This window comes from Nocardia sputorum, from assembly GCF_027924405.1.
Classification (GTDB): domain Bacteria; phylum Actinomycetota; class Actinomycetes; order Mycobacteriales; family Mycobacteriaceae; genus Nocardia; species Nocardia sputorum.
On record NZ_AP026978.1, the window covers coordinates 1,133,808 to 1,147,445 of the forward strand.

The following is a 13,638-nucleotide window of genomic DNA, read 5'->3' on the forward strand; positions in this document are numbered from 1 at the left end:
CTTCTACCGATGAATCCGGCGGGCGCGCGAAAACCCGTCGTCACAGTGGCGAGTCGCACAGCGATCGTCCGACCGGCCCGGCGACGACGCGCCGATGTGCCGCCGGATGTGTCCGATGGTCGTCGCGAGCGAAATTGATTGCAGGACAAATGGATCTGTTTCCGGTACGGAACACCGGCGCGATGGTTGAATCGGAGTGCCGGAACCTCGGCAGTCGGGGAGGAGGGCCTGATGCCGGTCGCAGGTGTGGAAGCCGGTTCGCGATGGTGGGCGGCGAGGGACCTCGGCACGTCGGTATCCGACGTGCCGGGGCGTATGGAGACGCTGTGTCGTCAGGGCGCAGGCAGGTCGAGTAGTCGTGTCGATCGGCGTGTTCGGCGACGTCTCGGCGGCGGGACAGCCGACGCGAACGCAGTAGGACGCGAGGCACGGTTGTGAGTGTGGTGCCGAGGCGTCGGACCACCCGTGCGGACACCGGGTACGGCGCGTTCCTGTCCTACAGCGGCGACCGGGACCGGGCGGTGCTTCCGCTGGTCCAGAACGCGATCGAGAAGCTGCCACGGCCGTGGTACCGCTTCCCGCGCATGCGCGTCTTCCTCGACTACAGCGGTGTCTCGATCGGTCCGGAACTCCGGGACAAGATCGTCGCGGGCCTGTCGCGTTCGAAGTGGCTCGTCGTGGTGGCTTCGCCCGAGGCTGCCGGGTCCATGTGGGTCGACCGCGAAATCGAGTGGTGGCTGGCGCATCGGTCTCCCGAGACGATACTGCTGGTTCTCAGTGCCGGGTCCCTGGTTTGGGACGAGGATGCCAGGGATTGGGACCGCGCGCGCTCCACCGCGCTGCCGCCTCGCCTGTTCGGGGTTTTCGCGGCCGAACCCGTATACAAAACGATCAAATGGCGTGAGGACGCGGATGGCGTCCCTCGTCCGGACATCGACGCCATCGCGGTCGGAATCGCCGCGGTGATTCGCGGTGTCTCCGAGGCGGACGTCAAATCCGAGGGTTATCAGCAGACCAGGCGGAACTTGCGCTGGGCGAAAACCGCGATCGGCGCATTGGTCCTCTTGCTCGTCGTGGCGCTGGTGGCGGCGGTCGTGGCCCGGGTGCAGAGCAATCGCGCCGAGGAGCAGGCCAGAATCGCCACGGCGCGGCTCATGGCTTCCGTCGCCGACACCAGGATGGCCACGGATGTCCGCGCCGCGCTGTTGCTGGCCGTCGCGGCGTATCGTCTCGACCCGAGTCCTGCTCACCATGCGGCCCTGCTGCGCGCGAATCTGGCCAGTCCGAGTGTTGCCCGTTACGGTGCCGCACCGGCGGAGGTCACCGTCTTGCAGAGCAGCGCCGACGGAAGGACGGTGGTGGCCGGACTCGCCGACGGGCAAGTCGTGACCTGGGCGCCTGGTGATCCGGCGACGACTTCGGTCGCGCGTCTGCCCGGCACGGTCCTCTCGGTCGCCGTCGCCGCGGACGGCCGGACGGTTCTCGCCACGGACGGCGCCTCGATCACACTGTGGGGCAGGGATTCCGGTCGGCCGGATATCGGCGTGCCCGCTGCGAGCAAAGTCGAGGTCGTCGCCATATCCGCGTCCGGCAGATTCGGCGCGGTGGATCGCACGGATACCAATGCGAGAGAAGGCACCGCAGGGGCGGTCGACATCATCGACACCGCCTCGGGGAAGGTCATCGCATCGCTTCCGACCGAGCGGACGATGACCAGCATGGTGTTCATCGATGACGCGACCTTGCGTCTTCTCGACACCTACGGCAGGGTGCGACAGATCTCGCTTCGAGACGGTGCCGCCGTTGACCTCTCACCTCTCGATACCGGCTACGCCTGCGGCACCGGCCAAGCCGTCGGAGAATTGTCGGCCGACGGGTCGTCGTTCACATGCGCGGTTCTGCCCGGAATTCCGGTGCCGGTTCTCCGGCCGCGTCCGGCGTCGGACGCCGCCCGTCCGGAGCCCGGATATGTAGGTGTCGTCCTGCCCAGCCGGTCGGCTCCAGCCGTGCTCAGCCGCTCGGCGCGCACGGCGGCGGTTCCCAGCGCGGACGCCGGGTTCTACGTAGCGCCCGTGACCGGCGAGATGACACCCCAGGAGCCGCCACCACTGATCACCGGTGCCGCTGTCGACTTCGACCGGAAGCTACTGCGCTTTCTAGGGACCTCTGAAACACAACTGGTCTCGGCGTCCGGGCGACTGATCACCCTGTGGGATCTCGCGCAGCGCGACCGGCTGGCGAAATCCATCCCGGTGCCGATCGTCAAGGGATGCAATGATTGTCCGCCCAGCTTGTCACTGTCCCCGGACGGGCGTACCGCGGCGGTCGCAGGCCAGCACAAGGACCCGGGAAGTTCGGCGCTGAACAGCGACGTCGTGATCATCCAGCAGCTCCGGCCGGACTCGTCCCGTCAATTCTCCATACCAGGCTTGTCCGCAAGCCTCGCGTGGCGCGCGGACAGCGGCATGTTGGTGCTCGCCGCGAATCCGGTCTCCGGCTACGACCGTCGCGTATCCGCCCACCGGCCATCGGTGCAAACGCCCTTCGAGGTGGCGGTGCTGTCGTCTCCGCCACCCACTCACACCGTCAGGGCGGCTGGCGTGTCCACTTCGGGAACCGCTGTGTCTGTGGACGACAGGGGAAGGGTGTACATGCACGACTTGGCCACCGGTGGTATTGATACGGAATTCATCCCCCTGGGCGGTGCGGTCGAGACCCACCAACTCCCCGATGCCCGGATCGATGCGGCCGGAGAATTCCTGGTCATGCGCGATGCCGACGACATATCGGTCTATGACTTGTCGCGAGGGGAGATCACGCACGATATCGACGGCAAAGACGTGCAGGCAATCGAGTTCGCGGGGCGGCATCTGCTGCTCCAGCGGAAGGACAGCATCGAGATATGGGATCGGACCGGCTCGACTCGTGAGCGGACGATCCCCTTCCGTGGCGTTGGAGTCGCGCACCCGCAAATCGCCGCCGCCGCGGACGTGACCGTGGTCGTCGCGAAAGGCGAGACAGGCCGATTGACCCTCTTCGCCGCCGACGGCACGAATCTCGGAGAGCTGGAACCGGATGCCGTCTGGCACGTCGAATCTGCGGTCGCCGTATCCGCTGACGGACGGTACCTTGTGACGGTGAATCCCGGTCCCGCATTCTCCGGCGGCGCGGATGGAACGTTGATCGAACGCGACATTTCACCGGACGGCCTGATTCGGACCGCCTGCGAGCAAACCGGTACCGACCTCACCGACTCCGAATGGAACGCCCTGATGGGAGTTGCGCGCCCCGCACAAGCCCGCTGTCCGTAGTGCGCGTTCGGCTTGCCCACGGGTGTGGCGGCTGCTTCACCGGCGATCGGCGGTCTGTCCTCCTGCGCCGACAGCCCTCGCGTTGCGGCCCGGGCGTTCGGGCGAGCGCGTGAACGACGCGCGGTAGCTGCTCGGAGGCACCCCGACATGGCGGATCATGTGCTGGCGTAGAGATTCCGCCGAGCCGATGCCGCTGTGCCTGGCGACCTGGTCCATCGGCAGCGTGGTGGATTCCAGCAGTTCCCTCGCGCGTTGCAGGCGCTGGTGCAGCAGCCATTTCTGCGGAGTGAGCCCGGTCTCCTCGTGGAAGCGGCGGGTCAGCGTGCGGACGCTGGTGCGCGCGTGGGCGGCCAGGTCGTCCAGCGACAGCGGTGTGTCCAGTCGTCGCAGCGCCCAGGCGCGGGTGTCCGCGAGCGTCAGGCCGTTCTCGGCGGGCAAGGGCGCGTCCACGAACTGCGCCTGCCCGCCCGGCCGCACCGGAGTGACGACGGCGCTGCGGGCGGCGGCGTTCGCTACCGTCGCGCCGTAGTCGGCGCGAATCAAATGCAGGCACAGATCGATTCCGGCCGCCGCGCCGGCGGCCGTGGTGATCGGGCCGTCCTCGATGAACAGCGCGTCGCTGCGAACCGACACGTCCGGATGGTTCGCCGCCAGTTCGTCGGCCAGGCCCCAGTGCGTGGTGGCGGTGCGGCCGGACAGCAGACCCGCCTGCGCCAGAACGAAGGCGCCGCTGCAGATCGAGGTGACGCGCTTGCCCGCGGCCATCGCGCGACGCAGGGCGGCCAGCGTGGCGGCATCGGCGTCGGCGCGGCTGCCGGTGCTCGGCACGATGACGATGTCCGCCTCCTCGATCGCCTCGAGTCCCCGGGAGACGACCACGTCGAAACCGCCCAGTCCGGCGGGCAGGACGCCGGGCACGGCGGTGCACACCAGAATGCGATAGCCGGGTGCACCGTCCACGATCGCCGCGCCGAGCACCGTTTCCGGCATGGCCAGGTCGAAAGCTTTCACCGGGGGAACCGCGACGACGGCGACAGTGTGCATGGCCTGATCCTTGGGATAGTTGGCAATCCGGCCAGTAGCTTACCCGTTCGCGCCACGGCAGGCTCAATGGCACGCGATCGGCGAACGGCACGGCGTGTGCCGACGATCGTGTGTATTCCGTTGCCGCAGAGGAGAAATCACATGCCTACGCAGGTCATCGTCGGACGTGGCGCCACCGCTTCGGCCACCGCGGAGCTACTCGCCGGGTCCGGCGACCGGGTGCGCGTGGTCAGCCGCAGTGGCGCAGGACCCGATCATCCGAACATCGAGCGAATCGCACTGGACGCGCTGGATACCGCCGCGCTGACCGCCGTGGCCGAGGGCGCCGAAACCTTGTTCAACATGGCCATGCCCGCGTATCACACCTGGCCGGAGACCATCCCGCCGCTGTTCGGTTCCATTCGCTCCGTCGCCGAGCGGACCGGCGCGAACTTGGTGATGCTGGGCAATCTGTACGGCTATGGTCCGGCCGACGGCCCGCTGACCGAGCAGTCGCCGCTCGCCGCCACCGGGCCGAAAGGGCTTGTGCGCGCCCGAATGTGGCGAGAAGCCGAGGAGGCGCACCGGGCGGGACGAGTGCGCGTCACCGAGGTCAGGGCCGGGCAATTCATCGGGCCTGGGGCGATCTCCCTGTTCTCCCTCATCGCCCAGCCGAAGATCCTGGCCGGGGAGTTGGCGCTGCTGCCGCAGGAACTCGACCTGCCGCACGCGTACACCGCGGTCGGTGACGCTGCGGCGGCAGTGGTCGCCGCCGCCCGCGACGAGCGCGCGTGGGGCCGCCCGTGGCACGCCCCGGTCATCACCGCCACCGTGCGGGAGCTGGCGGGACGGTTCGCCGCGGCCGCAGGGTCGCCCGAGCCGCGGCTGGCGGTCATGAGCGACCGCGAGCTGACGTTGCTCGGTCTCACCGATCCCTTCTGGGCCGAGTTGTTCGAGACCTACCACATGTCGCACGCGCCGTTCACCGTGGACGACTCGGCGGTCCGCAACACGTTCGGCCTGAAGGCGTCCGATCCGGACGAGGTGTTCGCCCAGGTGGTGGGCGCGGCCTGACCGGGGTGCGCGACAGGTGCGCGCGGTCGTTCGCCCAGGTGCGCGCGGCTTGGCGGGGGTGCGCGGAGTCGTTCGCCCAGGTGGTGCGCGCGGCTCGGCCGGGGTGGTGGGCGGGTGCGCGGGGTCGTTCGCCACCACTCGGCGCACCGGGCTCGAATACTCGGCGTGCGTCCAGTGCACCGCTTCCGCTCGGTGCCGCAGCGCCGTCGTGCCGTCGCCTATGACGTCGTAGACGGTGGCGTCGCCACTGGCGCTACTCGCTCGCTTCGGCTTCGCGCGCAGATCCGCGACCGACAGGTGGTGGGCGGGTGCTGCGGGCTCTCCGGACAAGCACCCGAGGTGAGTCGCCTGGGTCTGCGGCACCTGTCGACAACCTTTTAGCTGGTTGATTGCCATCGTCCGCATGATGTCGACAATGTCGCTATGTCATCGCCGATTACCAGCGATTTCCCGCGCGATAGCGAACACGCCCGTTGAATGCCGGGAGTGCTGAGAAGGGCATGGTAGAAACTCGTTCCATGTACCGGCTCCTGCGATGCCTGGTTCCTCTTCTCGCGGTGTGCGCCGCCTTCGTCCCGGCCACGACCACCGCCGACCCCGGCGCGAGCATCCTCGACGTGCGCCCGCTGGGCGGACGGGAGTTCGAAGTCGTGGTCCACTCGGCGGCGATGGATCGCCCCATCACACTGTGGGTGTCGCATCCGGGTGCGGGCGCACCCGCGCTGTACCTGCTCAACGCCGTGGACGGCGGCGAGGACGGCGGGCCGTGGACGCGGCGCACCGACGTCGCGGCGTTCTTCGCCGACAAACCGGTCAACGTGATCGTGCCGATGAGCGGGCGCGCCAGCTACTACACCGATTGGCTGCGTGACGATCCCGTGCTCGGTCGCGTCAAGTGGACCACGTTCCTGACCAGGGAGCTGCCGCCGGTGCTGGCCGCCAGGTTCGGCATGAACGGCCGCAATGCCGTGGCGGGCCTGTCGATGTCGGCGACCTCCGCGTTGAATCTCGCGATCAGCGCGCCCGGCCTGTATCGGGCGGTCGGCGCCTACAGCGGGTGCCCGCGCACCAGCGATCCGATGGGCCAGGCGATGGTCCGAGCGCAGTTGGGTGTGTTCGGCGCGGACCCGGCCAATATGTGGGGTCCGCCGGGCGACTCGCTCTGGGTGGCGAACGACCCCATGGTGCAAGCCGACCGGCTGCGCGGTGTGGCGCTCTACATCTCGGCGGGCACCGGTGCGCCGGGAGCCCATGAGGCGCTCACTGATCCGAGCATCGACGGCAACCCCGCGCGGCTGGTGGATCGGCTGCTGGTCGGCGGGGCCATGGAGACGGTGATCAACGGCTGTACCCGCGCGTTCGTGGACCGGTTGAGCGCCCTCGGCATCCCGTCCACGGCGAATCTCCGCCCCGCGGGCACGCACGCCTGGATGTATTGGCAGGACGACGTGCACGAGTCCTGGCCGTTGTTCGCCGGCGCGCTGGGCGTCTGACCCGGTCGGCCCGGCGGCAAGGCCGGGCCGACCGGTCACGGGCGGATGTGGTTCGCTACGGATTCCAGGGGTCGAGTCCACCCTCGGGATCGAGGTGATCGAGGTTGGCGACCCGTCTGGCCGATCGCATCAGGGCTTCCCTGGTCATGTCGTTCGGATTCTCGTAGTAATCCCGGGCGGCCTGCTGGTGCATGGTCGCGACCCGGTGGCCGATCGCCCATCGGGTGTCGCGGCCCGCGTTGTCCCACTCGTCCGGCGTGATCGCCGCGCGCAGCGCCCGGTCCGAATGCCAGTTCTGCTCGACCCGCCGCACGAACGCTTGATCGATGTTGGCGCCGGGCGCGGGCGCGTTGCTGTGCCGGACGAAACTGTCCGCCGCGATGACCGCCTGAGCGGCGAACGCATCGTGCGCCTCGTGGCCGACGTGGTTGTCCACCGCCCACGCCGCCGCGATCGCCTTCTGCAACGGTGCGAAGCTGTACGGATTCTGCGACGCCGTCGATTCCTGGACGGAGTACGCCGTGAACGCGTTGGTGACCCGCTCGTGGGTGGCGCCGGAGGAGAGCAGGACGGCGTGGATCCGCGAATCGGGGACCTTGTTGTCGCGCAGTACTTTCAGGGCGCGGGTGACACCCAGTTGGGTGTGTATGCCGCCCACCGATGTGGCCGCGTGGACCGCGACACCCCGCCAGTTCGTGCGGGACAGCTGATGCTCGATGTATCCCTCTTCGCGACTGGCCAGGATTCTCCTGGTGGAGCGTTCGATTCTCCTTCGAGTGCCGGCCAGCGGGTTCAACGGATTCACCCGGCCGCCGGCGAGCCATGCCGTGACCGGCGAGGAGTTGACGGCATTGAGCGTGGTGAGCGTGCTCACGAAGCCCATCCCCGGCGCGGACTTCCCGCCACCGCCGCCGCTGCCACCGCCCATTCCGAGAGCGGTGCCGCTGCTGCTCGCCGACTTGCCGCTGCCCTGGATGGCCAGACCGAATCGGTTGGCGATCCAGTCGTTGCCGCGGCTGAGGCCGCTGCTGAGGCGTTTGAGCTGGAATATGGCGATGATCTCGACGGTGCCCGCGATGATGATCACCGCCATGACCTGACCGCGGGCTTGCGCGAACAGGTTGCCCATGAACAGCACGTACACCCCGAGGAATATGGTGTAGGCCGTCATTCGTGCCGCCGCGACGAAACTGTCGACCACATTGCGCACCAAGAACGTCTGCGTGGGTCCGTAGACGAATCCGCCCGCGGCGAAGCCGAATATCGACATGAACCCGTGATAGATCGTGTCCAGCGCCGCCTTGATGACCTTCAGTCCGAGATACATCGCGAAGGCCAGCAGGATGCCGCCGCAGGTCAACAGCATGAGCCCGGTCGCGACCTGCCCCATGGAAGGGTTTTCCGCCTTCGCGTGCGCCGCGGCGTCGCCGCACGATTTCAAACCGCTGATCACCCGGTTGTCATCACCTGCCGCCACGCCCGCCGACCACGCCGACCGGCAGGCGGGCCGCTGGTCGACCGTGTGCCCGAAATTCCAGACCTGCAGCGGTTGCCGGGCGAAATTGTCGGCCAGATCGCTCTGCATCGTCGCCACCAACTGGGTGGGGTTGGGGTGGGAGTTCCCGTTCAGGCCGGCTGCCACCGAGATGCCGAGGTCGCGGCCCTGAGCCAGCAAGCCGTGCGAGGACAGCACGTCCGCCAACGGCTCGGCCAGGAACAGCGGGCCGAGCAACGCCACGCCCACCATCGTCACCACCTGCGTGGTTGCCTTCGCGTGGTAGCCGCGCACCATGAACCATCCGACGCAGAACGCGCCGATGGTCGCGGCGGTGACCAGCATGATCGGGGTCGCGATCTGCGCGGTCAGCGCGTCGGCCACGCCGTGCAGCGCGGAGCTGAACATGTCCAGCCACCGGAAGCTCAACGCGTAGCCGATCAACCAGATCGCCGTCGTCACGATGGCTATGTAGCCGATGAATTCCAAGCCCAGCACCGCCCACAAGATGGTGGCGCGTGGCTTGAACAAGCTTTCGTCGCCGGTCGCGAAGCGGTAGTCCGACAGCGCGATTCCCGACGAGTCGTGGATGTTCATCCAGCTGAGCCCGTCGATCCCGGACGTGCCCGACGCGACGCCCGCCGCGTCCTGGGCGGCGGCCAGCGCGCCGACGAAGCCGGGGAAGACGAACAGCGCGAAGAAGGAGAGGGCGATCCCGAGGGCCCGCCGCCGCCAAGCGCCTGTCCCGGAACGCGGCCACCGGTGCGGCGCGTCACCGCGGACTGCGCGTGCAGCGGCGGAGAGGATATCGAGAACTGGAAGCGATCTCCGAGGAGATGAGCTCGGGCGGACAGTGCGTGGTCGCACCGCTGGGATGTGCACGGAAGCGTCCTTCGTCCCGTCTTTGGGGGGCGCAGTCGACTGCGAATTCCGAAACGGGTTGCGCGCGAACGCCGATGGCACTGTCCGCCCCGTCTCACGCCTGTATTACAGACAGGTGCGGAAACATCCGCTTGAACGTCCAATGACATCCAGACGGCTCGGGAGTGTACGTAAGTACCTCGACCCGCTACCTGGGTTGCCCAGCAAACGGCATGTGCTGCACTGATTTTCGCGTCGCAAGTCACTGGACGAGGCATGCCGGGTCATCGACGTGTGGCTGGACCACCGTCTCTGCCTCGCCGGCTATCGGCAGGGGACACGCGGCCGTTCTCGATCGTGGATCGCGCGACTTGTCGTACAGCAGGTGAACAATGCCGCTATGGCATACGACGAGGAGTTGGCCGAGCGAATCCGGGAACTGATCCCACCCGGGCCCGAGCGCACCGAGCGGAAGATGTTCGGCGGTCTCGCCTTCTTGATCGGCGGCAATATGGCGGTGGCCGCCAGCGGACAGGGCGGTCTGCTGGTGCGAGTCGACCCCGACGAGGGGGAGCGGCTGCTCGGTGACGCCGTGCAGCCCATGGTCATGGGCGGGCGTGAGATGGTCGGCTGGCTGCGGGTCGCCGCCGTCGACGACGACGAAGTGCTGCGGGAATGGGTCGAGCGCGGCGTCGCCTACGCTCGGACCCTCCCACCCAAGAAGAACAAGAACTGACCCAGCTCAGGGGCGGACTTGCCGTCGGAAGAGCACGCGGTCGAATTCGCGGCCGTACTCGTCCACCGCGACCACGTCCATCTCGCTGGCGAAAACGCCCGGACGCACGTCGACGCGCAGGAACGAGTAGTTGCGGAAGCGGACCCGCGACCACGGTGCGGCTTCGTCCTGCTTGCCGCCGCCCGGCGTCCAGACGTAGCTGTTCGGCACCGAGGTGTCGGGCAGCTCGTCGCCGCGGAAGGTCTCTCGCGACCCGGGCTGGAATTCGTAGCGCGGGCGTCCGCCGCCGCCCACGGTGTAGTAGACGGTGCCGTCGGTCTCCGGATAGACGATCGAGTTGTCGCCCGCCACCTTCGTCGCCTGGCCGCCGCGGAGCGGATCGGTGCGCTCGTAGACGTGGTTGTGGCCCTGCAACACCAGATCCACCTGGTAGCGGTCGAACAGGCCCACCCACGCGTCCCGCACGCCGCCGTCGCTGGCGTGCGATTCGGTGGTCGAGTAGGCGCAGTGATGGAAGAAGCAGACGATGAAGTCGATATCGGGGTCGGCGCGGTAGGCCGCCAAGGTGCGTTCCACCCAGCTCGTCTGCGCCCCGCCGGAATAACCACTGTTCGCGCGGATCTCGTAGGAGACGTCGTTGGCGTCCAGGGAGAGCACCGCGAGGTTGCCGTAGGTGAACGAGTACGCCGACGGGCAGCCCGCCGGACCGTTGCCGGGGAAGTCCAGCCGCGCCAGGTGGCCGCCGTAGCCGTGCTCGCCGTAGGTCGCTTCCATGTCGTGGTTGCCGGTGGCGAACATCCACGGCGTCTGGGCGGCGCTGGTCTCGATCGCGTTGAAGTAGACGTCCCAGACGTAGGGATTGTATTTGTCGAACCCGCTCGCCGATCGCGCGCCGTGCGCGACGAACTGCCCCGGCTTGCCCGCACCCGAAGGGTCGGCATAGGCGATGTCGCCTGCGAGGATGTGGAAATCGGGCCGGGCGGCGGCAATCTGGCGCAGCACGTTGCTCGCGTGCGGCGCGGCCGGATCGTTGTCGGCCTTGTAGTACTTGTCGTCGTAGTCGCCGGGAGCGACGCCCTCCGGCAGCGCCGGGGTCTGGTCGGTGCCCTGGTCGCCCATCATGGTGAAGCGGAACGGAAGGACCGCCGGTCGTGCGCTGGGCATCGCGGGCGCGGCGGCGCGGATGTCGCCGACGAATCCGTCGGAGGTCCGCCAGCGGTAGAAGTGCGGAACCCGGCCGGGAAGACCGTCCACCGGGGCGTGGGCGTAGAACTGTTCGGTCGCGAGCACGCCGCCGTCGGCCGTGGGCAATTGGGTCAGCAGGTTGCGCACCTCGGCCTCGACCGTCGCGCCCAGGGCCGGTGTCGGTCCGTGGTCGAGGTACACCGTGGCGCCTGCCGGACGCCGCGACAGCTGCGCCGCGAAACGCAACTGGCTGGCCGCGTCCTGGCCGAAGGCCACGCGCCGTCCGCCCACCGCGAGCTGGGCCTCGTCGGCGTAGGCGCGCTTGCCGAACGGTGTCGTGCCGACCGCGGCCACCGCTGCGGCCGCCGCGGCGCCGCGCAGGATATTGCGCCGCGACACCGGCCGGCGGCGCATGTAGGAACGGTGCCATTCGTGCTGCTCGGTCATGGTCATGTGGGCAGCGAGCTGGCCGGGAATTCCGGTGTCCGGAATGTCGCCTGCTGGATTCAGCGGTGTGGACGGCATACCGCAGATGCTGTCGCGGCCGGGCGCACGGAGCAACTCGACACCGCACCGGGGGCGGGAATACCCGTGAACAGTCCCTTTCGCCCTTGCGTTTTGGGGCATTTGCCGGAAATGCGGGAAAAATACGATGGCTGAACGTATTTCGTAGGGACTCGCGTTCCCTGCGGCAATTACTCGCTCCCTCTAGTCATTCCACGCTTGCGATTGCGACGGATGACGGGACCGCGCGAGGTGTGGTCCGCATCGACAAGGCCGGGTGACGGGCAGGCTTCACCGAACCCCGTGCGGCTCACCGGTCTACAAACCGTGCATCTACGGGAGGCGGCCATGCACGGCCGGTCACGCCGGTGGCTTATCAGTGGCGGCCGAGGGATTCGGCGACCGATCCCGTTCGGAGGGCGGACCGGGGGCGAACGGGGACACGAGCGAAGCGCTCCAAGGGAAGCTCGGCGTGCCTGTCGGCGGGCATTCGGCGGCGGCTGCCAGCGGTTCGTTGTTCGCGGTGAGCCTGCGGACCGTCCGTTCGAGGGCGGGCAGGATCTCGGCGATGTCGAGGTCGGCGCTCGCGAATCGGCCGATCAGCGCGTAGATCATGTTGGTCAGCACGAGCGCGATGTCGGCGATGTAGTCCGGATCGGCGCCGGCCAGCAGCGCGCTCGCGGCGGGCAGCACGGCGTCGAAGCCTTGGGCGTCCAGTCGCCGGCCGCCGGGACCGGAGCGCGCGCGATAGTAGGCCTCGAGCATCCGGGGATTCCGTTCCCACGGTTCGAACACGTACCGCAGCAAGCGCATCAAGCCGTCGGTCAGCGGCTCGCCGTCGATCGGCCGCGCGGGGGTGGCGTAGGTGTTGGTAGCCATCCATCGCTCCACCGCGGCGAGCAGCAGATCGTCACGGGTGGGGTACCGCTTGTAGACCGTGGCGAGGGAGACGTGCGCGTCCCGGGCGACCGCACGCAGCTGGACGGCGTCGTAACCGTCGGACTCGAGCATCGACAAGACGACGTCGATGATCTTCGCCGCTGGATCTCCTTCGTCTGTCCGAACCACGTACGTACGGTAATCCAGCGCTCCCGTCGCGGATACTCGCCACGACCGCGGGTGGCTGCCGGTTCCCGACAGCGTCGCCGATGGCCGTGACCGGCCGGTTCGGTGAAACGACGTTCCGGCGCGGCACGCCCGTGGCTAAGCTGCGGGGATGACGCTCTTTCTCCGCGTCGCCGTGGCGCCGGTCGTGCTCGCCGGCGCTCTGGTGAGCGCGGCGCACGCCGACGCGACGCCCGGCAGCGACATCACCGCCGTCACCCTCGGGCAGGCCCGGATTCCCGCCGGGCTGGTGCCCTTCGTCGCGGGCACCGATCTGGTGGTCCGCGAGATCACGATCGGTCCCGGCGGCTCCACCGGCTGGCATTACCACGTCGGCCCGGTCTTCGGCTTCATCCGATCGGGCACGCTCACCCACCCCGGCCCCGATTGCGACGCTCCGGTCTACCGCACCGGCGAGTTCATCTACGAGCCCGCAGGCGAATGGAACGTCCACGTCGGCCTGAACCTCGGCGCCGAACCGCTCGTCCTCGACGTCGTCTACGCCCCACCCACCGGCGAGCCCCTGTTCATCGACGCCCCCGCCCCGCCCTGCGCGTAGGGAGCCCCGTCCCTCGATCGAGCGAATCCGCAGTCGGTACGCCGAGCGGTCGGACTCGGCGTACCGGCAGTTCGCAGGGGTATCGATCGGCCGGATAACTGGTTGTCCCGATCGCCCGGTCGGGTAGACGACGATGCCCAGGCGACGGACCGGTGACGATGGCCGCACCGCGACGGACTGGTGGCGGGTGGCTGCCTGGAGAGGGACTGGTGATGGTGGCGGCCCGGGGACGGACTGGTAGTTGCCTAGGGACGGACTGGTGGTGGCCTGGGGAGGGACTGGTGGCGGTGGCC

9 protein-coding genes are annotated in these 13,638 nt (G+C 68.5%); 5 read left to right on the forward strand and 4 right to left on the reverse strand.

Annotated elements, in window-relative coordinates; all coding sequences use genetic code 11:
• Window positions 1-440: 440 nt before the first annotated feature.
• The gene (locus QMG86_RS05050; protein WP_281877951.1) at window positions 441-3,311 is read left to right on the forward strand and encodes a TIR domain-containing protein; all 2,871 of its coding nucleotides are present in this window, start codon (window positions 441-443) and stop codon (window positions 3,309-3,311) included.
• 36 nt (window positions 3,312-3,347) lie between these two features.
• Here QMG86_RS05050 and QMG86_RS05055 read toward each other — a convergent pair whose 3' ends face one another.
• The gene (locus tag QMG86_RS05055; protein ID WP_281877952.1) at window positions 3,348-4,355 is read right to left on the reverse strand and encodes a GlxA family transcriptional regulator; all 1,008 of its coding nucleotides are present in this window, start codon (window positions 4,353-4,355) and stop codon (window positions 3,348-3,350) included.
• A 141-nt stretch (window positions 4,356-4,496) separates the two neighbouring features.
• On the opposite strand from QMG86_RS05055, the gene QMG86_RS05060 reads away from it, so the two are divergent.
• Together QMG86_RS05060 and QMG86_RS05065 are read left to right on the forward strand one after the other, a co-directional pair.
• Window positions 4,497-5,408, forward strand: a complete 912-nt coding sequence (locus QMG86_RS05060) for an NAD-dependent epimerase/dehydratase family protein (protein WP_281877953.1) — start codon at window positions 4,497-4,499, stop codon at window positions 5,406-5,408.
• A 518-nt stretch (window positions 5,409-5,926) separates the two neighbouring features.
• A complete protein-coding gene (locus tag QMG86_RS05065) occupies window positions 5,927-6,901 on the forward strand; it encodes an alpha/beta hydrolase (protein ID WP_281877954.1) in 975 nt (324 codons plus the stop codon).
• Between the two features lie 55 nt (window positions 6,902-6,956).
• Here QMG86_RS05065 and QMG86_RS05070 read toward each other — a convergent pair whose 3' ends face one another.
• On the reverse strand, window positions 6,957-9,278 hold the full coding sequence (locus QMG86_RS05070; protein ID WP_281877956.1) for a hypothetical protein: 2,322 nt from the start codon (window positions 9,276-9,278) through the stop codon (window positions 6,957-6,959).
• Between the two features lie 379 nt (window positions 9,279-9,657).
• On the opposite strand from QMG86_RS05070, the gene QMG86_RS05075 reads away from it, so the two are divergent.
• On the forward strand, window positions 9,658-9,993 hold the full coding sequence (locus QMG86_RS05075; RefSeq protein ID WP_281877957.1) for a TfoX/Sxy family protein: 336 nt from the start codon (window positions 9,658-9,660) through the stop codon (window positions 9,991-9,993).
• A 6-nt stretch (window positions 9,994-9,999) separates the two neighbouring features.
• Here QMG86_RS05075 and QMG86_RS05080 read toward each other — a convergent pair whose 3' ends face one another.
• Together QMG86_RS05080 and QMG86_RS05085 are read right to left on the reverse strand one after the other, a co-directional pair.
• Entirely contained in the window at window positions 10,000-11,703 is a 1,704-nt protein-coding gene (locus tag QMG86_RS05080; RefSeq protein ID WP_281877958.1) for a metallophosphoesterase, read from the reverse strand.
• 339 nt (window positions 11,704-12,042) lie between these two features.
• Window positions 12,043-12,750 carry a TetR/AcrR family transcriptional regulator gene (locus tag QMG86_RS05085; protein WP_350356366.1) on the reverse strand — a complete coding sequence of 236 codons (708 nt, stop codon included), beginning with the start codon at window positions 12,748-12,750 and terminating at the stop codon, window positions 12,043-12,045.
• A 148-nt stretch (window positions 12,751-12,898) separates the two neighbouring features.
• On the opposite strand from QMG86_RS05085, the gene QMG86_RS05090 reads away from it, so the two are divergent.
• The gene (locus QMG86_RS05090; protein WP_281877961.1) at window positions 12,899-13,345 is read left to right on the forward strand and encodes a cupin domain-containing protein; all 447 of its coding nucleotides are present in this window, start codon (window positions 12,899-12,901) and stop codon (window positions 13,343-13,345) included.
• Window positions 13,346-13,638: the final 293 nt, after the last annotated feature.